This window comes from Kitasatospora sp. NPDC001175, from assembly GCF_053598215.1.
In genome coordinates this window covers 68,742-92,829 of sequence record NZ_JBSFJU010000021.1, presented here as the reverse complement: position 1 = coordinate 92,829, position 24,088 = coordinate 68,742, and the positions used below count along the sequence as shown (strand labels likewise).

General features: G+C 72.9%; 23 protein-coding genes and 1 pseudogene. 12 read left to right on the top strand and 12 right to left on the bottom strand.

Annotation, left to right across the window (positions count from 1 at the left end):
* The first annotated feature begins 135 nt into the window (after positions 1-135).
* Both ACWDAK_RS17705 and ACWDAK_RS17700 read left to right on the top strand, forming a co-directional pair.
* Positions 136-1,302, top strand: a complete 1,167-nt coding sequence (locus tag ACWDAK_RS17705; RefSeq protein ID WP_344639955.1) for a DUF418 domain-containing protein — start codon at positions 136-138, stop codon at positions 1,300-1,302.
* 12 nt (positions 1,303-1,314) lie between these two features.
* The gene (locus ACWDAK_RS17700) at positions 1,315-1,494 is read left to right on the top strand and encodes a helix-turn-helix domain-containing protein (RefSeq protein ID WP_449806479.1); all 180 of its coding nucleotides are present in this window, start codon (positions 1,315-1,317) and stop codon (positions 1,492-1,494) included.
* A gap of 82 nt (positions 1,495-1,576) precedes the next feature.
* Here ACWDAK_RS17700 and ACWDAK_RS17695 read toward each other — a convergent pair whose 3' ends face one another.
* Positions 1,577-2,089: a GNAT family N-acetyltransferase gene (locus ACWDAK_RS17695; RefSeq protein ID WP_344640022.1), complete on the bottom strand. Its 513-nt coding sequence runs from the start codon at positions 2,087-2,089 to the stop codon at positions 1,577-1,579.
* A gap of 72 nt (positions 2,090-2,161) precedes the next feature.
* Positions 2,162-2,890: a 4'-phosphopantetheinyl transferase family protein gene (locus ACWDAK_RS17690; protein WP_344639956.1), complete on the bottom strand. Its 729-nt coding sequence runs from the start codon at positions 2,888-2,890 to the stop codon at positions 2,162-2,164.
* Between the two features lie 185 nt (positions 2,891-3,075).
* Here ACWDAK_RS17690 and ACWDAK_RS17685 point away from each other — a divergent pair, with 185 nt between their 5' ends.
* Positions 3,076-3,975, top strand: coding sequence for an alpha/beta fold hydrolase (locus tag ACWDAK_RS17685; RefSeq protein ID WP_427393867.1), 900 nt, complete (start codon positions 3,076-3,078; stop codon positions 3,973-3,975).
* A 159-nt stretch (positions 3,976-4,134) separates the two neighbouring features.
* Here the strand turns inward: ACWDAK_RS17685 and ACWDAK_RS17680 are convergent.
* Both ACWDAK_RS17680 and ACWDAK_RS17675 read right to left on the bottom strand, forming a co-directional pair.
* Positions 4,135-4,425, bottom strand: a pseudogene (locus ACWDAK_RS17680) (aminoglycoside phosphotransferase family protein); the annotation flags it as partial.
* Between the two features lie 38 nt (positions 4,426-4,463).
* Entirely contained in the window at positions 4,464-4,868 is a 405-nt protein-coding gene (locus tag ACWDAK_RS17675; RefSeq protein WP_344639959.1) for a VOC family protein, read from the bottom strand.
* 58 nt (positions 4,869-4,926) lie between these two features.
* Here ACWDAK_RS17675 and ACWDAK_RS17670 point away from each other — a divergent pair, with 58 nt between their 5' ends.
* The gene (locus ACWDAK_RS17670) at positions 4,927-5,364 is read left to right on the top strand and encodes a MarR family winged helix-turn-helix transcriptional regulator (RefSeq protein WP_427393868.1); all 438 of its coding nucleotides are present in this window, start codon (positions 4,927-4,929) and stop codon (positions 5,362-5,364) included.
* A 66-nt stretch (positions 5,365-5,430) separates the two neighbouring features.
* Here ACWDAK_RS17670 and ACWDAK_RS17665 read toward each other — a convergent pair whose 3' ends face one another.
* Positions 5,431-5,997, bottom strand: a complete 567-nt coding sequence (locus ACWDAK_RS17665; RefSeq protein WP_427393869.1) for a type 1 glutamine amidotransferase domain-containing protein — start codon at positions 5,995-5,997, stop codon at positions 5,431-5,433.
* Between the two features lie 244 nt (positions 5,998-6,241).
* Between ACWDAK_RS17665 and ACWDAK_RS17660 the strand changes: the two genes are divergently transcribed.
* Positions 6,242-6,811, top strand: a complete 570-nt coding sequence (locus ACWDAK_RS17660; protein ID WP_344639962.1) for a ferritin-like domain-containing protein — start codon at positions 6,242-6,244, stop codon at positions 6,809-6,811.
* 67 nt (positions 6,812-6,878) lie between these two features.
* On the opposite strand, the gene qcrB is transcribed toward ACWDAK_RS17660, so the two are convergent.
* Positions 6,879-8,564, bottom strand: a complete 1,686-nt coding sequence (gene qcrB / locus ACWDAK_RS17655; protein ID WP_427393870.1) for a cytochrome bc1 complex cytochrome b subunit — start codon at positions 8,562-8,564, stop codon at positions 6,879-6,881.
* Between the two features lie 1,316 nt (positions 8,565-9,880).
* On the opposite strand from qcrB, the gene ACWDAK_RS17650 reads away from it, so the two are divergent.
* From ACWDAK_RS17650 to ACWDAK_RS17640, 3 genes are all read left to right on the top strand, one after another.
* Positions 9,881-11,080, top strand: a complete 1,200-nt coding sequence (locus ACWDAK_RS17650) for an AI-2E family transporter (RefSeq protein ID WP_425557821.1) — start codon at positions 9,881-9,883, stop codon at positions 11,078-11,080.
* A gap of 71 nt (positions 11,081-11,151) precedes the next feature.
* Positions 11,152-11,667: a DinB family protein gene (locus tag ACWDAK_RS17645; RefSeq protein WP_344639964.1), complete on the top strand. Its 516-nt coding sequence runs from the start codon at positions 11,152-11,154 to the stop codon at positions 11,665-11,667.
* 165 nt (positions 11,668-11,832) lie between these two features.
* Positions 11,833-13,287, top strand: a complete 1,455-nt coding sequence (locus ACWDAK_RS17640) for an MFS transporter (protein WP_344639965.1) — start codon at positions 11,833-11,835, stop codon at positions 13,285-13,287.
* 15 nt (positions 13,288-13,302) lie between these two features.
* Here the strand turns inward: ACWDAK_RS17640 and ACWDAK_RS17635 are convergent, their stop codons facing one another.
* Together ACWDAK_RS17635 and ACWDAK_RS17630 are read right to left on the bottom strand one after the other, a co-directional pair.
* The gene (locus tag ACWDAK_RS17635) at positions 13,303-13,968 is read right to left on the bottom strand and encodes an SDR family oxidoreductase (protein ID WP_344639966.1); all 666 of its coding nucleotides are present in this window, start codon (positions 13,966-13,968) and stop codon (positions 13,303-13,305) included.
* A 250-nt stretch (positions 13,969-14,218) separates the two neighbouring features.
* On the bottom strand, positions 14,219-14,785 hold the full coding sequence (locus tag ACWDAK_RS17630; RefSeq protein ID WP_344639967.1) for a DJ-1/PfpI family protein: 567 nt from the start codon (positions 14,783-14,785) through the stop codon (positions 14,219-14,221).
* Positions 14,786-15,214: 429 nt separating this feature from the next.
* On the opposite strand from ACWDAK_RS17630, the gene ACWDAK_RS17625 reads away from it, so the two are divergent.
* The 3 genes from ACWDAK_RS17625 (at position 15,215) to ACWDAK_RS17615 (ending at position 18,245) form a co-directional block, all read left to right on the top strand.
* Positions 15,215-16,009 (top strand): tyrosine-protein phosphatase, encoded by a 795-nt coding sequence (locus ACWDAK_RS17625; RefSeq protein ID WP_427393871.1) that lies wholly within the window; start codon positions 15,215-15,217, stop codon positions 16,007-16,009.
* Between the two features lie 196 nt (positions 16,010-16,205).
* Positions 16,206-16,670, top strand: coding sequence for a helix-turn-helix domain-containing protein (locus tag ACWDAK_RS17620; RefSeq protein WP_344639969.1), 465 nt, complete (start codon positions 16,206-16,208; stop codon positions 16,668-16,670).
* 87 nt (positions 16,671-16,757) lie between these two features.
* The gene (locus ACWDAK_RS17615) at positions 16,758-18,245 is read left to right on the top strand and encodes an MFS transporter (RefSeq protein WP_344639970.1); all 1,488 of its coding nucleotides are present in this window, start codon (positions 16,758-16,760) and stop codon (positions 18,243-18,245) included.
* Positions 18,246-18,315: 70 nt separating this feature from the next.
* Here the strand turns inward: ACWDAK_RS17615 and ACWDAK_RS17610 are convergent, their stop codons facing one another.
* The 3 genes from ACWDAK_RS17610 to ACWDAK_RS17600 all read right to left on the bottom strand — a co-directional run bounded on the left by ACWDAK_RS17610 (position 18,316) and on the right by ACWDAK_RS17600 (position 22,733).
* Complete coding sequence (locus ACWDAK_RS17610) at positions 18,316-18,855, bottom strand: hypothetical protein (protein WP_344639971.1); 540 nt, start codon at positions 18,853-18,855, stop codon at positions 18,316-18,318.
* A gap of 114 nt (positions 18,856-18,969) precedes the next feature.
* Entirely contained in the window at positions 18,970-20,400 is a 1,431-nt protein-coding gene (gene purB, locus ACWDAK_RS17605; RefSeq protein WP_427393872.1) for an adenylosuccinate lyase, read from the bottom strand.
* A gap of 11 nt (positions 20,401-20,411) precedes the next feature.
* Positions 20,412-22,733 carry a HelD family protein gene (locus ACWDAK_RS17600; protein ID WP_427393873.1) on the bottom strand — a complete coding sequence of 774 codons (2,322 nt, stop codon included), beginning with the start codon at positions 22,731-22,733 and terminating at the stop codon, positions 20,412-20,414.
* A gap of 293 nt (positions 22,734-23,026) precedes the next feature.
* Between ACWDAK_RS17600 and ACWDAK_RS17595 the strand changes: the two genes are divergently transcribed.
* Positions 23,027-23,416 carry an SCO5389 family protein gene (locus ACWDAK_RS17595; RefSeq protein WP_427393874.1) on the top strand — a complete coding sequence of 130 codons (390 nt, stop codon included), beginning with the start codon at positions 23,027-23,029 and terminating at the stop codon, positions 23,414-23,416.
* Positions 23,417-23,443: 27 nt separating this feature from the next.
* On the opposite strand, the gene kdpC is transcribed toward ACWDAK_RS17595, so the two are convergent.
* Positions 23,444-24,079 carry a potassium-transporting ATPase subunit KdpC gene (kdpC, locus tag ACWDAK_RS17590; RefSeq protein WP_427393875.1) on the bottom strand — a complete coding sequence of 212 codons (636 nt, stop codon included), beginning with the start codon at positions 24,077-24,079 and terminating at the stop codon, positions 23,444-23,446.
* Positions 24,080-24,088: the final 9 nt, after the last annotated feature.

Below are 24,088 nucleotides of genomic sequence, written 5' to 3'. Positions count from 1 at the left end.
CCGCGCGGACCGGCAGGGCGCGCGTCCGCGCTGCCGCACGCCCCTCGCGCCCTCGCGCACTCCCCCGCTGACCGGCGGGACGATTTCCCTCCTGTGGGTGTACGTACCGGCCGGCGGAGGCCCAAGACTGGGGTCATGTCCGCTGATGCAGTCACCAACATCGCCGCCGAGCCGACGCGTTCGGCCTCCACGGGACGCATGGCCGGCCTCGACCTGGCGCGCGGCCTGGCGGTGCTCGGCATGTTCGCCGCCCACGTCGGACCGGTGCAGGGGGAGGACGGACCGATCGGCCTGGCCGCCCAGTTCGCCCACGGGCGCGCCTCGGCTCTCTTCGCGCTGCTGGCAGGCGTGTCGCTGACACTGATCGCCGGGCGCAGCCCCCGGGTCGGGCGGGCCGGTCGGCAGGCCGCGGCCAGGATCGCGCTCCGGGCCCTGATCCTGCTGGCCGTCGGCAGCGCGATGACGGCGATGCACGCCCCGGTCGACGTCATCCTCGCCTACTACGGCCTCTACTTCCTGCTGGCCCTGCCGCTGAGCCGGCTGCCGGCCGGCCCGCTGGCCACCGCCGCGCTGGGCTGGGCCCTGCTCGGCCCGCAGCTGTCGTTCGTGCTCCGCGCCGGCCTCGACACCCGGGACTGGAGCGAGCCGCTCACCGCACTCGACCCGATCGCCCACCTCAGCGGCGGTGAAGGGCTGGTGGCCCTGCTGCTCACCGGCAACTACCCCGCACTGACCTGGATGCCGTTCGTCCTCGGGGGCATGGCCCTCGGGCGGCTGGATCTGACCTCCGCCCGGCTGCGCTCCCGACTGGCCGCCACGGGAGCGGCGCTGATCGGCCTCGGCTACGGCGGCGCCTGGCTGGCCTGTCGGCTGGTCGCCACGGACGTGGACTGGTGGCACGGCGCCGAGGAGGGCACCGTGAACACCGCCGACCCCGCCGGACTGCTCACCGCGGCGCCGCACAGCGGCACCACCTTCGAGATCCTGGGCTCGCTCGGCGTCGCGGTGAGCATCGTGGTCGCCTGCACCACGCTGCTGGCCCGGCGCCCCTCGGTCGGCACCCGGCTGCCGGTCGCGCCGGTCGCCGCCGTGGGCGCGCTCTCGCTCTCCGTGTACGTCGGGCACATCGTGCTGATCGAGGCGCTGGGCGGGGACGACCTTCCCGACTCACCCGCTGTGCTGCTGGCCGCCTTCAGTGCGCTGGCCCTGGCACTCGCCTGGATGTGGACCCGTCGCTTCCGCCGCGGCCCACTCGAGGCGGCCCTCCACCGGGCCACGCTGCTGGCCCGCTTCGTCCGCTGAGGCCCCGGGCGGATCCGAGGGTGGAGGAGTGCGGGAGTAGCCGAGATCCTCGGTGTCCACCCGCAGGCCGTCCGCTACCGGATGCGCCTGGTCGAGCGCGCCTTCGGCGACCAACTCGCCGACCCGGACGACCGTTTCGCCAACGAGGTCGCCTTCCGCGCCCTCCACCTCCGGGGCGGCGGCCCGCCCTGAGCCTCCGTCCGGGCCGCGCCCGCCGTACCACCGCCGGCTTCACCGTCCGGCGCTGCTCAGGGAGTTCGGGGGCTCGGCGGGTTCAGGGGCTCGGCGAGTTCAGGGAGCGCAGCGACGGCCCCTGGCCGGCAACCGCGCTGCGCCGCTCGATCAGCACCACGTCCCGCCACACGCCGTGATGGCAGCCGACCCGCTCCCGGACGCCGATCGCCCGGAAGCCGGCCCGGCGGTGCAGCGCCAGACTGACCGTGTTCTCCGGGAACACACCCGACTGGATCGTCCAGATCCCGGCCCGCTCGGTCGACTCGATCAGCTCCCGCAGCAGTGCCATGGCCACGCCCCGGCCGCGCGCCCCGGGGTGCACGTACACCGAGTGCTCGACCACACCGGCATACGCGGCGCGCCCGGACACGGCCGAGGCCGCGACCCATCCGAGCACCCGGCCCTCGGCGTCGACCGCCACCGCCCGGTGCTCCGGCAGCTTGGCCGCGTCGAACTCCTCCCAGCCGGGCGCCGCCGTCTCGAAGGTGGAATTCCCCTCCTCGATCCCGGACCGGTAGATCGCCAGTACCTCATCGGCATGTGCGGCGGTCATCGGAGTGATCACGAAGTCAGCCACGGCCACCCTCCCCAAAGATCAGCGCCTCCCGCCAACGCTACCGCGCCGTCAGCCGACCAGGTCCGCGAGTTCCGCCAGGTCGACCGCCCGAGGTTCATCCGGGCTCACCACCGCCGCCGTGGCCTGGTACTTCTCGTCGTCCCAGTCGAGCAGGTGCAGTTCCTCGAAGCGGCTGCGCAGCGGCACCCCGTCGACGGCGGCGAGCGGCAGGGCGGAGAGGTCGACCGCGCCCATGGTGTCCAGGGTGAGCCGGCCGATCTTGATCAGCGCCTCCTTGCGCACCCACTGGCGCAGGAACGCCCGCTGCGGGTCCGTGTGCTTCTCGACCAGCCGCAACTCGCCCTCGGTGAGCACCCGTTCCAGCACGTCGGGGTGCGTCCCGGTCCGCTCCGCCAGCTCCACGTCGACCCCCACCTCCCGATAGCCGGCGGCCGCCGCGACCACGCCCTTGGTGTGCGAGATGCTGACGTGGACTCCGGGGTGGTCCGGCAGGTACGGCTTGCCGTGGTCGGCCTTCCCGCACCCGGGGCAGGACTGGGCCAGCGTCACCTCCGTGGCGGTGGCGCCGATCAGCCGTGCGGCGCACAGCCGGACCAGGATGTGCGCCGCCACGAAGTCCCGGCGGGTGGCCTCCTGCCGGAACCGCGCCGCGCGCTCGCGCTCGCCGTCGGTGAGCAGGCGCTCGTCGGCCCGGGGGTGTCCGAGCACCTCGACGCTGGCGGCGACCACAGCCAGCGGGCCGCCTCCCCTGCGGTCCGTGTCCGTGCCGTGCTGCATCCCGCCGCCTCTCGTTGTCCACCCCGGCACGCTGCCGAGGGCCGAAGGACAACCTATGAGGCGGCGCAGGCACGGATCAATCCGTACCCGCCACATCTCCTACATGCTAATGCGTATATAGCTATTGACTCATTAGTGGCGACCTGGATAGAACATCCCCGACAACCCGCCACCAGGAGGCCGTCATGGCAGTCCCGACCGTTCCCCGCATACTCCACCGCCATCTCGACGTCGACGGCGTGCGCATCTTCTACCGCGAGTCGGTTCCCACCGGAGCTCGCGACGACGCACCGACCATGCTGCTGCTGCACGGCTTCCCCTCGGCCTCGCACCAGTACCGCCGCCTGATCGACGCCCTCGGCTCCCACTACCGCCTGATCGCCCCCGACTACCCGGGCTTCGGCCACAGCGACGCGCCCGCCCCGACCACCGACGGCGGCACCTTCAGCTACACCTTCGACCACCTCGCCGACATCACCGAGCGCTTCCTCCAGGAGCTCGGCCTCACCCGATTCGTGCTCTACGCCTTCGACTTCGGCGCACCCGTGGGCTTCCGACTGGCCACCCGCCACCCCGAGCGGATCGCCGGGCTGGTCGTCCAGAACGCGAACGCGTACGAGGAGGGGCTCTCCGAGGCGGCCAGGTCGTTCATCGCACTGCGCCCTCAGGCCCCGGGAGCCGAGCAGACCATCCGCGAGCTGCTCACCCTCCCGGCCACCCGGGGCCAGTACGAGGGCGGGACCACCGACCCCCGCCTGGTCGCACCGGACGGCTGGACGCTCGACCAGCACTTCCTCGACCTGCCGGGCCGCACCCGCCCCCAGCTGGACCTGGCCTTCGACTACCACTCCAACGTCGCCCGCTATCCCGAGTGGCAGCAGTGGCTGCGCACCCACACCCCACCGGTCCTGATCCTCTGGGGCCGCAACGACCCGTTCTTCCCCGAGCCCGGCGCCCGCGCCTACCTCCGCGACCTTCCGGACGCCGAGCTCCACCTGTTCGACACCGGCCACTTCGCGCTGGAGGAGAACCTGCCCGAGATCGCCCCGCTGATCGCCGACTTCCTCGACCGCCTGGGGCCCTGAACCCGTCGGCCCGGTAGCGCCCACCGCTACGCGAGCAGGGCCGCCACCAGCACCTCCCGCCGCGCCGCCTGCCAGGCCTGCAACCGGTCCCAGCGTCCCCAACCGCCGTGCCCGGCAAGCAGATCCAGATAACCGGGATCACTCGCGGCGACTCGCCGGGCGACGCAGCAGGGCCCCGACCGAACACAGCGCCTCCTCCGTCAGCGCCCAGCGCGGATACGGCGGCACGGCGACCTCCCCGGGAAGGAAGGTGAGCCGTTCCCGCCCGGCGACGGGCGGCCCCACCGGGGTCGGCGCACCGTCGAACCCGTGCGCCGCCAGCTCCCCGAGGTACCGGTGCAGCGCTTCGGCATGCCTCGGCGCGGGCCGCTCGACCACCTCGCCCCGCCGGAACACCGCACCGGCGTTGACCGTCCCGCCGGTCAACTGCTCGCCGTCCCGATCCACCATCGACCCTCCTGCCCGGCAGCGCCTACGCCCAAATCCTCTCAGTACGACTGGAGTTCGAGCAGACTGCCGTCCGGATCGCGCAGGTGCGCGGTCCGCATGCCCGGCCCCCACTCGGGCCGGTCGGCGGGCGCAGCCACCGCCAACCCGCCGTGCCGCAGGCAGAGTTCGAACCCGGCGTCCACGTCGGCGACCCGGCTGACCAGCATCGCCCGGTCCTGGGCCGCCGCCTCGGCGGGCAGCCCCGCGGCACCGACGACCTCGGCCATCGCCCCCCGGTCGAAGATCCGCAGCACCCCCTCATCCTCGACGTCCCAACTGGCGTACGGGCCGGCCTCGGTGCCACCCGTCCGCCGGGCGCCGATCAGCGCCGGCAGCACGGCGTCATAGAAGCGGAAGCAGTCCGCGTAGCGGTGCACCAGCAGGCGCGTGTGAAGGGCATCCATCCCCGCCTCCAAATTAGTAGGTGAAGACCCATCATTGGGGTGAGCCTACAATATGTCCGTGAGCGAAACCGAGACCCCGCCGAGCCTGACCGCGCTGACCACCTACCTGCTCTCCAAGGTCGGCAAGACCGCCCGCACCCGGCTCGCCGAACGGCTGGCCGAGCACGGGCAGCGCCTGTGGCACATGGCGGTACTCGCCGCCCTCGCCGACTTCGGCCCGCACGCGCAGCGCGACCTCGCCGCCCGGCTCGGCATCGACCCGAGCGACATGGTCAAGATCGTCGATGAGCTGGCCACGGCCGGACAGGTCGAACGCAACCGCGACCAGACCGATCGCCGACGCGTCTCGGTCACGCTCACCCCCGCCGGACGGAGCGCGCTGGCCGCCCTCACCGCCGAGGCCAACGCCGTCCAGGACGCCGTCCTGGCCCCGCTCACCGAGCCGGAGCGCGCCCAGCTGCACGCCCTGCTGACCCGCGTCCACCAGGGCGGCTGAGCCCGGCCGCGCAGCGACTCGACCAGGCACCCAACGGCTGACCGCTCCGCCACCTCGCCGCAACCGTCAGCGACCCCGGCGCTCCCGGGCGAGCACGGTCACCAGGGCGTCCTCGAACAGCGGCAGGTCGGCCGGCCTGCGGCTGGTGATCAGGGTGTTCGGGCCATCGGCGCAGATCCGCACCTCCTCGTCGACCCAGGTGGCCCCCGCGTTGATCAGGTCCGTCCGCAGACTCGGCCAGGAGGTGAGCGTACGGCCGCGGACCACGTCGGCCTCCACCAGCAGCCACGGGGCGTGGCAGATCGCCGCGACCGGCTTCCCCCGGACGAAGAAGTCCCGCACCAGGTCCACGGCCGCCCGGTCCAGGCGCAGGAAGTCCGGGTTGGCCACACCACCGGGCAGCACCAGTCCGGCGTAGGGCTCGGCGGTGGTCTCCGCGACCGTGACGTCCACCGCGAAGGTGTCCGCCTTGTCGAGGTGTCTGAAGGCCTGGATCCGCCCCGGCCCGGTCGAGATCAGCCTGGGCGTGCCGCCGGCCTCCAGGACGGCCTGCCACGGCCCGGTCAGCTCGCGCTGCTCCGCCCCCTGCCGGGCGACCAGGAAGGCGACGGTGAGTCCCTGCAGCGTGACCATGGCGACTCGCTCCTCTCCGAGCCCCCTCACTGCCGAGGGGACTTCCGTATCAAGCGTGCGCACGGACGAGCCCGGCGGCAGCCGCTCCGCCGACGGGGCCCGCTCATCCGGCGCCGTCCGGTTTCGACGGCGGACACCCGGACATACCTTCTGCCATGACCTCGGCGGCCCCGGCCCGACCCCCCGGCCCGCACCGGCACCCGCCCGAAACACCGCCGCCCGACCCCGCGAAGGAAGGACGCCCATGACCGCCAGCCTGGCCCTGGACGTGGACCGGATCCGCCGAGAGGCCCAACGGACCATCGACGCCGGACCGGTACGGAGCGCGTACGGGCCGGACATCGAACGGGTGATCAGCGTCCTCAACAACGTGGTGGCCGCGGAGGTGGTCGGCTGGCTCCGCTGCACCCGGCAGGCGATCCTGGCGCAGGGTACCGCCCCCGCCGGCGCGCTCTTCGAGGCCCAGGCCGACCGGAAGATGCGCCACGCGGTCGCGCTGGCCGACCGGATCGTCCAGCTCGGCGGGCAGCCCAACTTCGACCCGGCGACCCTCGCCCAGCGCGCCCAGACGGACTACTCCACCGCGGACGACGCCGCGCTGCGCGCCATGCTGGAGCAGAACCTGCTGGCCGCCCGCGTCGTCGTCCCCACCTATCGCCAGATCGCCGGCTGGCTCGGCGACCACGACCCGGCCAGCCGCCGGCTGATCGAGTCGGTCCTCGCCGATGAGCAGCAGACCGCGGCCGACCTCGCGGCCCTGCTCGAAACCCCGGCGCCCCCGACCGCCCCGGCGCCCCGCTCCGCCCCGCGGTGACCCCGGGCCGCTGACCCGACGCGTGAGGGCCCGTCACGGACGACGGACCCTCACGCGAACTCGGCGGTCAGTGATGGCCGCTGGTCACCTTGCGGTACTCCTCGGCGCTCGGCCTGGCGATCTGGCCGTACGAGCCGAAGTAGTACTTCGACAACCTGGCCCGCAGCCGGTCCGTCCGGCTCGGCTTGCGGGCGACCCCGTTCTCGTCCACCTCGGGAGGCAGCTCGATCGGGGCGTACTGCTCGTACGCGGTGTACGTGTACCGCTGTTCGGGCGTCAGCGGCTCGTGCACCTCGATGAACTCGCCGTGCGGCTTCCGCACGATGATGCCGCTCTCCCGGCCGTGCAGGACCTTCTCCCGGTCACGGCGCTGCAGGCCCAGGCACCAGCGCTTGGTGATGTAGAAGATCACCACCGGGACCACGAAGAAGCCGATCCGGCAGGCCCAGGAGATCGCGTTGAGCGACATGTGGAAGTGCGTGGCGAACAGGTCGTTGCCACCGCCGACCAGCAGCACCACGTACAGGCCCATCCAGGCGGCGCCGAACGCGGTCCGCACCGGCGCGTTGCGCGGCTTGTCCAGGATGTGGTGCTCGCGCTTGTCACCGATCACCCAGTTCTCGAAGAACGGGTACAGCCAGATGGACAGCAGCACCAGCGGGAAGACCACCAGCGGGATGAACACGCCCAGGTTCAGCGTGTGCCCCAGGAATCGGATCTCCCATCCCGGCATCAGCCGGATCAGCCCCTCGGAGTAGCCCATGTACCAGTCGGGCTGGGCGTCGGTGGACACCTGGTCGGGCCGGTACGGGCCGTACCGCCAGATGGGGTTGACCGTGGCGATCGCGGAGATCGCCGAGACGATGCCGAACACCAGGAAGAAGAACCCGCCGGCCTTGGCCATGTAGACCGGCATCAGCGGCATGCCGACCACGTTCTTCTCGGTGCGTCCGGGACCCGCCCACTGGGTGTGCTTGTGGTAGAAGACCAGGATCAGATGGGCCACCAGCAGCCCCAGCATGATGCCCGGGATCAGCAGGACGTGGACGGTGAACAGCCGGGGGATGATCGCGGTCCCCGGGAACTGCCCGCCGTAGAGGAAGAACATCAGGTACGTACCGATGATCGGCACCGCCAGGATCGCGCCCTCCATGAACCGCAGACCGGTACCGGAGAGCAGGTCGTCCGGCAGCGAGTAGCCCATGAAGCCGTCGAACATCCCGAGGATCAGCAGACCCGCGCCGAACAGCCAGTTGAGCTCGCGCGGCTTGCGGAAGGCCCCGGTGAAGAAGACCCGCATCATGTGGACGTACATCGACGCGACGAAGAGGATCGCCGCCCAGTGGTGGATCTGGCGGATCAGCAGGCCGCCGCGGATGTCGAAGCTGATGTCCAGGGTCGAGGAGTACGCCTCCGACATCCGGATGCCGTTCAGCGGCAGGTACTTCCCGTGGTAGACGGTCTCGCCCATGCTCGGGACGAAGAAGAGCGTCAGCCACACCCCCGTCAGGATGATGATGACGAAGGTGTAGAGCGCGATCTCGCCCAGCATGAACGACCAGTGATCCGGAAAGATCTTGCGCAGATTGGCCTTGGCGAGGGAGTAGATGCCGAGCCGGCCGTCGGTCCAGTCGGCTGCCGCCTCCCACTTGTTGTCGGGATTGGCCCTGGAACCCGGCGCGTCCGCACTCGTACTCGTGCCCGAGGGCGCGCCCGCCTTCCTGCCAGGCGGGGGGCTGGTTTCGGCGCTCATGCGCTGCACCCCCGGGCGGCCGTGGCCGGGGGGCGGGGGGCGGGGCGCGGGGCTGGCGGAGGGATCATCGGGGCTCTCTCGGTGTTGGGCGGTCAGATGCGCAAGGCCGACGAGAGTGAACCGACTGGCTCGGCGGCCGGATCGTGGTGGAGGACGGCCGGTGACCACCGGACGGGGCGGGTGCGGGGTCGTCGACGGTGCCCTCGACTTCGGATTCTCGTTGCGAACCGCGCTGCCCGCCCGCCCACCGAGGCGGACCGGGCCTCCACCGCAGAGTCGGGCCGTCACGGCGACGGATCTCCCGGACCGGCTTCGGGCACGGCACTGCTGGACCATGCTGCCGGGCGGCCGACCGGCTTGCACGTCCATCCGGTCCGCCCGGACGTGTCGCTAGGCCGTTGGGGGTACCCCGGCCGCCGCCGGCCGACCGGTGCGGACGCGGTGGGGCAACGGCCCCGTAGGCTGTCCGCCGACCGGTGCAAGACCCCCTGGGAGCGCGGGTGCGGATGCCGCGCGACCTGCCTAGCGTGGTCCCGTGACCGAGCAGCCGACCGAGACCGAGCGGACAGTGACTCAACTCCCGCGCCGGATCGCGGTCCGGTTCCCCGAACGGCCGGGGCCACGGCGATGAACGCCGCGTCCGGACCACCACACACCTCAGGGCGGTCACCCGGCAGGCCGTCGGTGTCGAGGAGGAGTACCTGCTCACCGATGCCGGCACCCGTGATGTCCCTCCGGACGGGGCCGCGGTGGTCGAGCGTGCCGCGGTGGGGCTCGGAGAGCCGGTGCCCCCGGAGCCCCCCGGTTCCGGGCCGAGGCGAGGCCCCGGCCGCGCGGCGCCGAACGGTAGCTCGTTCCGGGGGACTCGTTCGGGACTGGGAGGTCCGGATGCCCATCTCTCGCCGACGGCTGCTGGCCGCCGCGACCGGCTCGCTGCTGGCGGGCTGCGCCGCCGCGCCACGGACGGCGGGCAGGAGGAACACCTCGGCCGCACCGGGCGTCCCGGCGTCACCCGGTACGAACCGTCAGGCGTCCCCCTCCGTCGCGCAGGTGACCCGTGCGGCGGTGGTCGCGCGCTACCGGGATCGTCGGCAGTGCTCCGCCGTTCACGGCGGCGGCGAAGCCGACTCGCCCGTGTCAGCGGGACAGGTGGTGAGCCGGCTTTCCCCGGCGCCCGGAACGCCGGGGAGGCATACGCCCCGCCGGACGGACCTGGCCCGCGGCCGTCCCCCGGCACGGGGCGCCGGCGCGAGCGCTCTGCGGACCGGGCCGGAGCACGGCCCCGACGATGGCCGTTCGCACCCGGGCGCCGCACGGTGACCCCGGACGACGGGCGCCCGTCCGGTCCACCGCCGGACCGCCGCCGGGACACGGACGCGGGGACCGCCCGGCCGCGCCGCCGCGCGCGGCAGGGCGGCCCGGTCCGGCGGCCCGTCACCCGACCGGTGCGCCCGCACGCCCCGGCCCCGCACGTCCGGGGCGAAGGGGTGGTCTCCCCCGGACTGCGCCGGGCGGCCGGGTACGCGTGGCGGCTGCTGGTCCTCGGGGTGGCGGGCTACGCCGCGTTCACCGTACTGGAGCGGCTCCAGCTGCCGGCCGTCGCGATCTTCTTGGCTCTGGTGGTGACCTCCGTACTTCGGCCGGTGGCCGATCTACTGGACCGGGCGGTGCCCCGGTCGCTCGCGGTGCTGATCGCCCTGCTGGGCGCCGTCCTGCTGCTGGCCGGTCTGTTCACCCTGGTCGGGGAGGTGGTGGCGAGTCAGTCGGCACAGCTCGGGAGGGAGTTCCACGGCGGGATCGGGCGGATCGAGCAGTGGCTGGAGGGGCCGCCGCTGAACATCGACCCCACGACGGTCGCCGGTCTGCAGGGGAAGATCGCCGACTTTCTCTCCAGGCACCGGTCCATGCTGATCACCACGGCGGTCACCGGGGCCAGCCGGCTGGTGGAGGCGGCCACGATCGCCGCGCTGGCGCTGTTCCTCTCGGTCTTCTTCGTCTACTCGGGTGACCGGATGTGGGGCTGGTGCCTGCGCCAGCTGCCCGCCGGCAGCCGCACGACCTGCTCGCGGGCCGGTCGGGTGGCCTGGGGGACGTTCGCCGGCTACACCCGGGGCATCGTCATCGTGGCGGCCAGCAACGCCGTCCTGGTCGGGCTGGCGCTGTGGGCGCTCCGGGTGCCGTTGGCCCTGCCGCTGACGCTGCTGGAGTTCTTCGCCACCCTGGTTCCGCTGGTCGGGTCCCCGATCGCGATGGCGATCGCCGCGGTGGTGGCCCTCGCGACCCGGGGGCCGGTCACCGCGCTGATCGTTCTCGGCCTGATCGTGGTGATCGGCCAGATCGAGGGGCACCTGCTGCACCCGCTGGTGATGAGCTGGGCGGTCCGGATCCACCCGGTGGCGATCGCGCTGTCGGTGACGGCCGGGGCGGTACTCGCGGGCGTGATCGGTGCCGTTGTGGCGGTCCCGCTGGTTTCGGTCGCCTGGGCGGTGGTCAGCGAACTCCGCGGCCGTACCTGAGCTTCCCCGCACGTCGGATCTCCGCCGAAAAGGGGTCGCGAGGCGGCCCCGGAGAGCGGGATCATCATCGGATGACCTGGACAGTTCCTGAAGTCACCCGTGTCGCGGGCTCTCTGGTCGCCGGCGAACGCGAGATGCTCGAGGGCTATCTCGCCTGGCAGCGCACCACCCTGCTGCACAAGTGCGCCGGCCTGACGGGCGAGCAGCTCGCCGGCCGCACCGTACCCCCGTCGAACCTCTCCCTGCTCGGACTGCTGCGGCACATGGCCAAGGTCGAACGGATCTGGTTCCGGGAGCGGTTCGCGGGTGAACAGGTGGAGCGGCTGCACGACACCGCCGACTCCAAGGCCGCCGACTTCGCCGAGCTGGACCCGGCCCGCGCCGCCGAGGACTACGCCCGGCTGGTCGAGGAGTGCCGTCTGGCGGACGCCGTCGTCGCGGGCGCGAAGCTGGACGACACCTGTACGCACGACGGCGAGGTCCTCTCGCTGCGCCTGATCTACCTACACATGATCACCGAGTACGCGCGCCACCTCGGGCACGCCGATCTGCTGCGGGAGCGGACGGACGGTGTCACCGGCGGCTGACGCCCGCTCCACCGAACGCAGTGACGCACCATCACCGATCCGGCCCGGTTCCGCCTGCCGGATCGAGGAATATCCTCCGGACATGAGACAACCCGAGACCACCCAAAACCGTCCCACGGCCCGGTCCGCCGAGTCGGCACGGTGTCCGGTCCTGGCGGTACGGCCTTGAACGCGGCCAGCAGGAAGGTGCTGACGGTCTGTCTGGCCGGTGGCCTCACCACCATGCTGGACAACTCGGTTCTCAACATCGCGGTACCGGCGCTGCGGAGCTCGCTGCACGCCGGTGCCACTCAGGTGCAGTGGCTGGTCGCCGGGTACTCACTGGCCTTCGGGCTCGCGCTGATACCCGGCGGCCGGCTCGGTGACGAGCGCGGCCGCAAGCCGTTCTTCGTCGCGGGCATCGCGGTGTTCTTCGCGGCCGGGCTGCTGGCGAGCACCGTGCCGATACCCGAACTGCTGGTACCGCTGAGGCTGTTGCAGGGTGCCGGGGCCGGCCTGGTCAACTCGCAGATGATCGGGACCATCCAGGACGTCTTCACCGGTCCGGAACGCACCCGGGCACTCGGCCTCTACCAGGTGGTCTGCGCGGTGGGCATCGCGCTCGGACCACCGCTCGGCGGTGCCCTGATCGCCGTGGCCGGCCCCGACTGGGGCTGGCGGCTGGCGTTCCTGGTCAGTACGCCTTCCGGTCTGGCCACCCTGATCCTGGCGGTGCGCCACCTGCCGCCGCCCCGTCGCCGGGCGGGCCGGACCGACCTGGACCCGGTCGGCCTGCTGCTGGTGGGCGCGATGACGCTGGCGGTGATGCTGCCGTTCATCCAACCGTCCGACGCCACCGGCAAGTCGCTGTGGGCACTGGCGGCCGCCGCGCTCACCGGGGTCTTCCTTCTCTGGCAGCGCCGGTACGCAGCGGCGGGCCACCGCCCGCTGCTGCACCCGGCGTTGGCCCGCTCGACGCCGTACGCACTGGGAACGGTGGTGGCCATGGGCCAGTTCGGCTCCTCGCTGGCCGCCTCACTGGTGCTGGTGATGTTCCTGCAGGACGGACTCGGCCTCTCGCCGCTCGCCGCGGCTGCCGTCACCCTGCCCTCGGCCCTGGCGATGGCCGGTGCCTCGGCGGTCGCCTGGCGGGTGGTGCAGCGGATCGGACGGCACGTGGTGGCGCTCGGTCTCGCGCTCGCCGTCCTCTCGCTGCTGCTGAGCGGCCTGGCCGGGCGGTACGCGCCGACGGGCTGGCTGCCGCTCCTGCTGGCGGCGGGTCAGCTCTGCTCGGGCGCGGCCTCCGGGCTCTCCGTCTCACCCAACCAGGCCGCGGTGCTGCGGCACGCTCCGGCCCGGGCGGCGGGAGTCGCGGGCGGGATCCTGCAGATGTCGCAGCGGATCGCGGGCGCCGTCGCGGTCTCCGCGGTCTCCGGCATCTACCTGCACGGCTCGGCCGGTACGGGCGCCGACCCCCGAGCCGCGTACTGGCACGCCGTCCTGGCCTGCACCGCCCTGGTCACCCTCGCGCTCATCCTGACCCTCCTCACCGGCCGTCGCACCCCACCCCCGGACGGCTCCGTCCCCTCCCCTCGAACCGGGACGACCCGGCGTTCGGGCACGCGCATCGGGTCGGCATGAGTCCGGCGGTCGCGGTCAGCCGGTGGAGAGCACCGTTCGGAGGGCCTCGGCCACCGACTCGCGGCCCGAGGTGAGTTCGAGGGTGCGCCCGGCCGAGGACGGGGTGTCCAGGAGGGCGAGCAGCACCTGGGCGACGTCGTCGCGCGGTACGGAGCCGCTGGGCAGCGGTGGTGCGGCCAGGTGGACCAGCCCGCTGCCCTGCTCGTCCGTCAGGCGGCCTGGCCGCAGGATCGTCCAGGCCAGGTCGCGGTGGCGCAGTTCATCCTCAGCGAGGGCCTTGGCCCGGAGGTAGGCGGCGAACTCCGGTTCGGTACCCGGGTCGTCGGCGCGGTCCAGGCCCATGGTGCTGATCATCAGGTAGCGGCCGACCCCGGCGAGGCCCGCGGCGTCGGCGAGCAGGACGGCGGCGGCCCGGTCGACGGTCTCCTTTCGCGCGCTGCCGCTGGCCGGGCCCGCGCCTGCGGCGAAGAGCACCGCGTCGGCGCCGTGCAGGTGTTTGGCGAGATCGGCCGCCGGGGTCCATTCCAGGTCGCAGACGACTGCCCGTGCGCCCAGCGACTCCAGGTCGTGGACCTGTTCGGGCTTGCGGATCAGCCCGGTCACGGTGTCGCCGCGCTCCGCGAGCAGGCGTTCCAGGCGACGGGCGATCTGGCCGTGTCCACCGGCGATGACGACATGCATAGCGGCGACGGTACCGCCGCACCCAGGACGCGCCGCTGACCGACACCGATGCCTTTCGCGGAGCGCCGCTTCGCACCGAGCGCCCGGCAAGGCGGCGCCCGGCGCGGGGCCGCACTCCTCCCTGGCGTGCCGGCCGCGCGGCCCCCGGCCGCCGCTCGGGGCAGCCACCGTCAGCGGTAACCCGAGCCCTGTGGGGCGAGTTGACGTCACAGCAGGCCATCGACGGGCGCTGCCCGACCGGAACCGCCCGTCAGTCGACCGGTGCCTTCTCGCGGAGGACCTCGACGAAGGCGCGCATCCAGCCCGGGTGGTCCGGCCAGGCCCGGGCCGAGACCAGGACGCCGTCCACCACCGCGTCACCGTCCCGGTAGTCGGCGCCGCCCGCCTTCACGTCCGGCTCCAACGCGGGGTAGGCCGCGCTGCGGCGGCCTGCCAGCGAGCCGGCGGCCAGGGTGATCAGCGGCCCGTGGCAGATCTGGGCGACCGGCTTGTCGGCCTCGAAGAAGTGGGCCACGATCCGCTTGACCTCGGCGTCGTTGCGCAGGTACTCGGGGGCCCGGCCGCCGGGCAGCACCAGGGCGGCGTACTGCGCCGGATCCACCTCCGCGAAGGCGGTGTCGGCGTCCCAGGTGTAGCCGGGCTTCTCGGTGTAGGTGTCGAAGCCCTCGACGAAGTCGTGCACCACGAACTGCAGCTTCTTGCGCGCCGGCGCCGCGATGTGGACTTCGTAGCCCTCCTCCAGCAGCCGCTGGTACGGGTAGAGGACCTCCAGCGACTCCGCCGCGTCGCCGGTGATGATCAGGATCTTGGGTGCCATAACGGGTTGGATTCCCCTCCGTCCGCCCACCTGCTGTGGGGCCATGCACACCCTGCCGTCCGACGGGCGGTCCGGGCAATCCGCCACCGGCTCCGCACCGGGCGTGCGCCCCCGGGCTGCCCCAGTGCGCCCGGGTGCTCCCCCACCCACCTGCCGGAGGTACCGGATCAGACCGACCGGACGTACTCCGCGCGCGTCCGCGCCATGGTCGGCCTACGGTGCTGACGAGGCTGGTCAGTGCCCTGCAGAGGGACCCGGCCCGGTCCGGCGCCACGTCGCCCGGGAACCGTGCCGACCGGCACCCCGGGGTGTCCGGCATCCCGCGTCACGCCGGCACGAACGCCGGGCGCCCCGGACACCGCCCGGCACCCACATCGCTCCCATCGGATCCATCGCGTGCAGCGAGACCATCGCGCACAGGAGGTTGCCATGCCGAACTCCCAGGTCGTCGAGTCCGCAACCGTCACCAACCTCAGGGACCTCGGCGGTATATCCCTGCCCAACGGCGGCCGGGTGCGCCCCCGAACCGCCTTCCGCTCCGGCCAGCTGGACCGGCTGGACCCGCGGGGCGATCCCGCGGTCGCGGCGCTCGGCATCCGTACCGTGGTGGACCTCCGGACGGCCTTCGAACGCGCCTCCCGCCCCGACCGGGTCCCGGCCGGGGCGAACCTGCTGGTCGCGGACGTGATGGCGGACACCTCCGGCGCGGGCGCCGCCAACCGGCTCGGCGCCGCCATGGCCGACCCCGCCACGGCCAACCGCACCCTCGGCGGCGGCCGGGCCCGGCAGGCGCTGGAGAAGGACTACCGCGGCTTCGTCACCAGCGCCTCCGCCCGTGCCGCGTACAAGCAGTTGCTGACCGCGCTCGCCCGGCCCGAGGGCGGTCCGGTGCTCTTCCACTGCACGGCGGGCAAGGACCGTACCGGCTGGGGCGCCAGCCTGATCCTGCTGCTGCTCGGCGCGGACCGGCGGACCGTGCTGGCCGAGTACCTGGCCGCCGGACCGGCGGTGCGCGCGGCCTTCGCCCCGCAGGTCGCGGCCTTCACCAGCGCCGGCGGCGACCCGGAGATCGCCGACGCCGTGATCGGCGTCCACCCGTCCTACCTGGAGGCGGCGATCGGGACCATGACCGACGTGTGGGGCGACGTCGAGAGCTACGTCCGGGCCGGCCTGGGCCTCAAGGACGAGACCGTCGACGCGCTGCGCGCCCGGCTCACCGCCTGATCGGACCGCCTCTTTGGCACCGCCGTCCGTACCCTTGGCCCACGACCGCCCCCGGGGTACGGACGGCGCACGGTTGCCCCCACCCCGAACCCCCTTGCGGGCAGGGCGGTTTGACCGGCTGGACATTCCGGGGATATCTGTCCATGACAACCCGCTGCGAGGCTCCTGACGGTCCGTCCACCCCACTGGAGGTCCCGTGTCCCCCAGCCCGCACACGCCCGGACTCCCTCTGTACGAGCGGCAGTCGGCGGCCTCCGCGCACGCCAGGTTCGGCGACCGGCTGCGGCACTGGCGCCGCCTGCGCGGGCTGAGCCAGGCGGAGCTCGGCCGCCGGCTCGGCTACCACGACTCGCACATCAGCCGGGTCGAGACCACCCGCCGCTGGCCGCCGGCCGGGATGGCCGAGCGAACCGACCAAGTCCTGGAAACCGGAGGCGAACTGAGCGTCCTCTGGCCGGCCGTGGAGCACGAGCGGCGGGCCCAGCGCAGACGGCGGAGCACCGACCGCGTCCCACCGCAGCCGCTGGAGCAACTGCTCGACGCGGCCCGGCTGGCGGGTTGGAGCCCGCTCGGGGTGAACGAGGCCGCGCACGGGCAAGTGATCGGCACGGTCATGGAATTGCTGGGCGACGGCGCCCGGCGGGGACCAGCCGTCGGATAGGTACGGCCGCACCGTGACCGGCGGAATTCCGGGAAAACCGCGCCACGCGGGGGTGCGCCGGCCCCCGTACTGGCGGAGGATCGGGACGTGACCACGGATGACACCGCCGGCACCCTGCGCCTGGGCACCGCACAGGGCCGGTGGGTAGTTCTCGCAACGGCCCTCGGTTCCGGTATGGCGCTGCTCGACGGCACGGTGGTGAACGTCGCGCTCCCCCGGATCGGCGCCGACCTCGGTGCCTCGTTGGCGGCCCTCCAGTGGACGGTCAACGCCTACCTTCTCACCCTGGCCGGCCTGATCCTGCTGGGCGGCTCGCTCGGTGACCGCTACGGCCGGCGCAGGGTCTTCCTGATCGGCGTCTGCTGGTTCGCCGCGGCCTCCGCCGCCTGCGCGGCCGCGCCCGGCATCGAGCTGCTGATCATCGCCCGCGCCCTGCAGGGCATCGGCGGCGCTCTGCTGACCCCCGGCTCGCTCGCGATGCTGCAGGCGTCCTTCCGTCCCGACGACCGCTCGGGGGCCGTCGGCGTCTGGTCGGGGCTCGGCGGGGTGTCGGCCGCCGTCGGGCCGTTCCTCGGCGGCTGGCTGGTGGGCGGGCCCGGCTGGCGCTGGATCTTCCTGCTGAACGTACCGCTGGCCGCGGTCGTCATCTGGGTGACGCTCCGTCATGTCCCCGAGAGCCGGGACGAGTCCGCCACCGGCCGCTTCGACGTCCGGGGCGCGGTGCTCGCCGCGTTCGCCCTCGGTGGGGTGACGTACGCGCTGACCGAGGGCGGCCGCGGCCTGTCCGGCATCGCCGGCGCGGTCGGCCTCCTGCTCGGCGTGCTCTTCGTGCGGGCGGAGCGGCGCAACCCGCAGCCGATGCTGCCGCTGGAGCTGTTCTCCTCCCGCCTGTTCACGGCGGTCAACCTGGTGACGCTCTGCGTGTACGGGGCGTTCAGCGGGATCTTCCTGCTGCTGATGGTCCAGCTGCAGACGGTGGCCGGGTTCGAACCGCTGATGGCGGGACTCGCCCTGCTGCCGACCACCCTGCTGATGCTGGCGTTCTCCGGCCAAGCCGGGAAGCTGGGCCGCCGGATCGGGCCCAGGATCCCGCTCTTCGTCGGGCCGCTGCTCTGCGCGGGCGGCGTCCTACTGATGCTGCGGATCGGCCCGGGTGCCTCGTACTGGGCCGACGTGCTGCCCGCCGTGGTGCTGCTGGGCCTGGGGATGACCACCCTGGTGGCACCGCTGACGGCGACCGTCCTGGCGGCCGTCGAGGTACGCCGGGCCGGCATCGCCAGCGGGGTGAACAACGCCGCCGCCCGGGCCGCCGGCCTGCTCGCGGTCGCCGCCCTGCCCGCGCTCTCCGGTCTGAGCGGCGATGCCTACCGGGTGCCGAGCGAGGTGGACGCCGGGTTCCGTACCGCGATGCTGATCTGCGCCGCCCTGCTCACCGCGGGCGGTCTGCTGGCCCTGACCACGGTCCGCGGCGACGCCCTCGCCCCGGACCGCCCGCGGGCCGAGCCGGACTGCGAGTGGTACTGCGCCCCGACCCATCCCCCGATCGATCCCGGCCACGAACCGGAGTCGCCCTGAGCGGCCGCCCCGCCGGAGCGGGCCCGGGGTCACGAGTGCGCGATCGGCATGCCGACGGCCCCGGCCCGCGTCAGCCCACGACCGCCTTCATCTGCACCAGGCCCAGCCGGGCGAAGAGCACCGACACCGGCAGCTCCTTCGCACCGCTCGGAATGTTCAGGTTCTGCAGCACCACGTGGTACCCGTCCGCCGTCCCGAAGGCGGCGGGCTTGCCCGGCGACAGCGCCACCCCCACCGGCGGCACGGTCCCGGCGCCACCCGGCTGCTTGAGCACCGCGCGGCCCATCGCGGTGGACGAGACCATCACCAGGTGCTCGGCGATGGTGCTGTCGTCACGCACCACCATCGCCAGCTCACCCTCCCCGTTCGCACCCGGGTGGACGGTGGCTCCGGTGATCGTGATCGCGGGCATGTCCTCCGTGCTCCCGGTCTTGATGCTCAGCTGTCCGGGGGCCGAGGACTCGTGCACCTCGCGCGCGGGGACCGGCTTGTGGTCCCCTTCGGAGCAGCCGGTGGTGACGAGCGCGGTCACCGCCAGCAGCGCACCCGCGCGTACTATGCGCGCCGTCCTGGTCCGCCCCTGCCACAAGCCCGCTCGCTGCGCCCGCATGAAACATCTCCCTCTGTCCGGTTCACGTGCATCGTAGGCGTCCTTATCCCGACGACACGCGAAAGGGCCCCGCCGGAGCGGGGCCCTTTCACCTCGGATCCGCGAGCGGACCCGTCACAGAATGTCGCCGGGCGCGTACTTCGCCGCGGCGGGGTGGGCGGCCGCGACGGCCTCCACCCGGCGGACCACCTCGGCGACCTGCGCACCGGCCGCACCGGTGAAGGAGAGCCGGTCGGCGAGCAGCGCGTCCAGTTCGGCGCGGTCCAGCGGGATCCGGCCGTCGGTGGCGAGCCGGTCCAGCAGCGCGTTCTCGCGGGCGCCCTCGCGCATCGCCAGCGCGGAGGCCACCGCGTGCTCCTTGATGACCTCGTGCGCGGTCTCCCGGCCGACGCCGGCCCGCACCGCGCCCATCAGCACCTTGGTGGTGGCCAGGAACGGCAGGTAGCGGTCCAGCTCGGCCTCGACGACGGCCGGGAAGGCGCCGAACTCGTCGAGCACGGTCAGGAAGGTCTCCAGCAGGCCGTCGAAGGCGAAGAAGGCGTCCGGCAGCGCGACCCGGCGGACCACCGAGCAGGAGACGTCGCCCTCGTTCCACTGGTCGCCGCCCAGCTCGGCGGTCATCGACGCGTAGCCGCGCAGGATCACGGCCAGGCCGTTGACGCGCTCGCAGGAGCGGGTGTTCATCTTGTGCGGCATCGCCGAGGAGCCGACCTGGCCGGCCTTGAAGCCCTCGGTGACCAGCTCATGGCCGGCCATCAGGCGGATGGTCTTGGCCAGGCTGGAGGGCGCCGCGGCGAGCTGGACCAGGGCGGTGACCACCTCGAAGTCCAGCGAGCGCGGGTAGACCTGGCCGACGCTGGTGAGCACGTTCTCGAAGCCGAGGTGGCCGGCCACCCTGCGCTCCAGATCGGCGAGCTTCTCGGCATCGCCGCCGAGCAGGTCCAGCATGTCCTGGGCCGTGCCGACCGGGCCCTTGATCCCGCGCAGCGGGTAGCGGGCGATCAGCTCCTCCAGGCGCTGGAAGGCGACCAGCAGCTCGTCCGCGACGGTCGCGAAGCGCTTGCCGAGGGTGGTGGCCTGCGCGGCGACGTTGTGCGAACGGCCGGCCATGACCAGCTCCGCGTGCTGCGCGGCCAGGCTGCCGAGGCGGACCAGGACGGCGACCGTACGGTCCCGGACGTGCTCCAGGGACTGCCGGATCTGCAGCTGCTCGACGTTCTCGGTGAGGTCCCGGGAGGTCATGCCCTTGTGGATCTGCTCGTGCCCGGCGAGCTCGCAGAACTCCTCGATCCGGGCCTTCACGTCGTGCCGGGTGACCCGCTCGCGGGCGGCGATGGAGCCGAGGTCCACCTGGTCGACCACCCGCTCGTAGTCGGCGACGGCCTCGGCCGGCACCTCGATGCCCAGGTCCTGCTGGGCCTTCAGGACGGCGAGCCACAGGTGGCGCTCAAGGACCACCTTGTGCTCGGGGGACCACAGCTGGGCCAGGGTCGCCGAGGCGTACCGAGAGGCCAGGACATTGGGAATCTGGGGCTTCGCGCTCACGCTTCGCTAGCCTAACAGTCGAGGTCAGCCGGATCGGCAGGGCGGCCGTCGGCCAGGCGTCCGAGCACCGCGGGCAGCACACCGCTGTGCACGACGTCCAGCCGTTGGGTGGCCCGGGTCAGCGCGACGTACAGATCGCCGAGCCCCCGCGGCGACCCGTCGGCGATCCCGGCCGGCTCGACCACCAGGACGGCGTCGAACTCCAGGCCCTTCGACTGCTTCGGGCTGAGCACCACGACCGGGCTCGGCGCCTGGGGGTCCTCGCCGATCCGGGCGGTCGGAACGGCTGCGGTCACCGCGTCGCCCAGCTCGACCAGCCTCGCCTCGGGCACGATCACCGCCAGCCGCCGCCCTTCCAGCCCGGCGGCCTCCCTGGCCGTGATCTCGCCCAGCCGCCACGGCAGTTCGGCCGACCGGACCTCCCAGCACCGCGGGTGGACGCCGGTGGCCCGGACCGACCGCGGCACCTGGAAGGCCGCGTCCAGGCCGACCGGTACGTCCGCGGCAACCGCCATGATCTCGGCCGGCACGCGGTAGTTGAGCGACAGCCGTTCAAGTCGCCAGCGCCCGGCGGCATACGGGTCGAGCACCCGCTGCCAGGAGGTGGTACCGGCCGGGTCCCCGGTCTGCGCGACATCGCCGACCAGTGTCATCGAGCGGGTGGGGCAGCGGCGCATGAGCAGCCGCCAGGCCATCTCGGACAACTCCTGCGCCTCGTCGACGATGACGTGCCCGAACGTCCAGGTCCGGTCGGCTGCCGCGCGTTCCACCGCCGTCCGGTGGTCCGCCTCCTCGTGCCGCTCGGCCAGCCGCCCGGCGTCCAGTAGGTCGTGGACCGACAGCGACTCCTCCGCCAGGCCTTCCTCCAGGTCGGTCGAGCGGGAGCCGATGGCGATGTCGAGCACTCCCTGCGCGTAATCGAGGCGTTCGCGCCGCTCCCGCTCGGTGAGCGCCCGGGCCGCGCGGCCGTCCTCGCCGAGCAGTTCGGCGGCTTCGTCCAGCAGCGGCGCGTCGGACGGCGCCCAGCCGCCCGCTGCCCGGCGCAGGAGCAGGCGCTGTTCCTGCGCGCTGAGTCCCGGCGCCGCGGAGGCGATGCGCTCCGCGGAGCTGAACAGGTCGGCGAGCAGCTGCTGCGGGGTCAGCACCGGCCACAGCTCGTCCAGTGCGGCCCGTACCGCTGGGCTCTCCCGCAGTTCCCGGCGGATCTCCTCGACGTCCTGCTCGTCGAGCAGGTTGGGGCCGCCGAGCAGATCGGCCCCGATGCGGTCGGCCCACTGGCGGGCGAGGACATCGACGATCTCCCGGACCACCAGCGGGCGGGCGAGGTTGTGCGGCAGACCCGTTTCGCGGGCCCGCTCCCGGACCCGGACGCAGGTCTGCCGGTCCAGCCGCAGCACCTCGTTCTCGTGGTCGATCTCCAGCACCTCCTCGGGGACCCACTGCCGGTCCCGTACGGCGGCCGCCACCATCTCGGCCATCGTCGACCGCCCCTTGATCTCCGCGCTCCGGGGCGACTCGGTCCGCTCCGGGACCACGCCCGGATAGAGCTCGCCGACGGTGGACAGCAGCACGCTCGTCTCTCCGAGGGAGGGCAGCACCTGGCCGATGTAGCGGAGGAAGGCGGCGTTCGGGCCGATGACCAGCACGACCCGCCGCGCCAGCCGCTCGCGGTGCGCGTACAGCAGGTAGGCCGCCCGGTGCAGGGCGACCGCGGTCTTTCCGGTGCCGGGTCCGCCCTGGACGACCAGGATGCCCTGGTGGTCGGAGCGGATGATGCGGTCCTGCTCGGCCTGGATGGTCTCGACGATGTCGGTCATCCGGCCGGTCCGGCCGGCGTTCAGTGCGGCCAGCAGCGCGGCCTCGCCGGTGACTTGGCCGTCCGGGGCGTGCTCGGCCAGGTCCGGGTCGAGCACCTCGTCGTGGAGTGCGACCACTGTCCGGCCGTCCGTCCGCAGGTGGCGGCGGCGCCTGACGCCGCAGGGTGAGACCGCGGTCGCCAGGTAGAACGGCCGGGCGGCCGGCGCGCGCCAGTCGATCAGCAGCGGCTCGTGGCGGTCGTCGAGGATGCCGAGTCTGCCGATGTGCCGGTACTCGCCGTCCTCCACGTCGAGCCGGCCGAAGCAGAGCCCCTGCTCGGCGGCGTTCAGCTGGATGAGACGCTCGGCCTGCCGCACGTGGGCGGTGTCACGCTCGATCCGCGCCTGCGCGGTTCCGGCGGTGGACGCCCGCAGTAACTCGGCCAGCCCGCTGGACGTCTGCTCCCGCAGGGCGTCGAACCGCCGGTAGACCCTCGAGAGGTGCTCCTGCTCCCGGGCGATCTCCTCGCTTGACAAGCTGGCCTCCGTTGATAGAATGTCACTGCCGGGTTTTCTGCAGGAATTTCTACTCCCGCAGACCTTCGAGCATAGCGGCTTTCCAGTTCCGCATGCCATGACCCCCGCATCTCCTCGCCACTCCGGGACGCCAAACCCCGCTGGATGCGACACCTGTTCGGTGCACCTTCGCCGCGGATGCCGGAGCGCACCCCGAGGAGCCCCCACCCCACTTCGCAGGGAACTTGACAAAGCATCGGCGGCTATCGCTAATGGTTTTCATCTTCGTTAAGCTTCTCCGAAGGGATCCCGCCATGTCACTTGACGTCTCCCCCGCCCTCCTCGCCCAGGCCGAGAACGGCACGGTCGACGAGGCCGACTTCATCGAGACCGTCCGCACCTCGCTCCCCTACGCCTATCGGGTGGTCGCCGGGCTAAGCACCGAACTCGGCTCCTCCACCGCCGAGTTCGCCGACGACAACACCACTCCGACCGACCAGGAGCGCGCCCAGCTGCTGCGCGCCCTGGCCAGCAACGCCATCCGCGGCAGCCTGGAGCGGCACTTCGGCGTGCGGCTCGCCTTCATGAACTGCCACCGCGTGGCCGCCTTCCGCCCCGGCACCGAACAGGGCGACGCCTACCGGGAATTCACCTCGCTGCGCGCCCAGCTCCTCAACCAGACACCGGAGCTGCGCAGCTGCTGATCCCGCCTCGGTGCACCCGTCCGCTGCTCAACCGAGCCGTGAGAGCGCGAGGTTGAGGGCGAGAACGTTCACCCGGGGCTGGCCCAGGAAACCCAGGACGCGTCCCTGGACGTGCTCCTCGACCAGCCGCCGGACCACCGCCGGCTCCAGACCGCGGGCCGCTGCGACCCGGTTGACCTGCTGGTGGGCGTAGGCCGGGGAGATCTGCGGGTCGAGCCCGGAGCCGCTGGCCGTGACCGCGTCCGGGGGGACCTGTTCGGGCGTCACGCCGTCGAAGGCGGCGACGGCCGCGCGGCGGTCCCTGACGGTCGTGGTCAGGCCGACGTCGTCGGGACCGAGGTTGGAGGCGCCCGACGCGATCGGGTCGTACCCGCTGCCCGCCGCCGAGGGCCGTGGCTGGAACCACCTGGGATCTGGCCTGGCCGGCTCCTTGGGATCGGCGGGGTTGCGTTTGGGCAGGTCGAAGGTCTGGCCCAGCAGGCGAGAGCCGACCACCTGCCCATCCCGCTCCAGCCGCGAGCCGTTGGCCTGCCCGTCAAGGGCCAGCTGGGAGAAGCCGGTGATCAGCAGCGGGTAGGCCAGCCCGCAGATCACGGTGAGGACGAGCAGCAGCCGCAGGGCGGCCAGGTACAGCCGGATCTGCACCAGCAGTGGCGTCGGCACGTGGGCTCT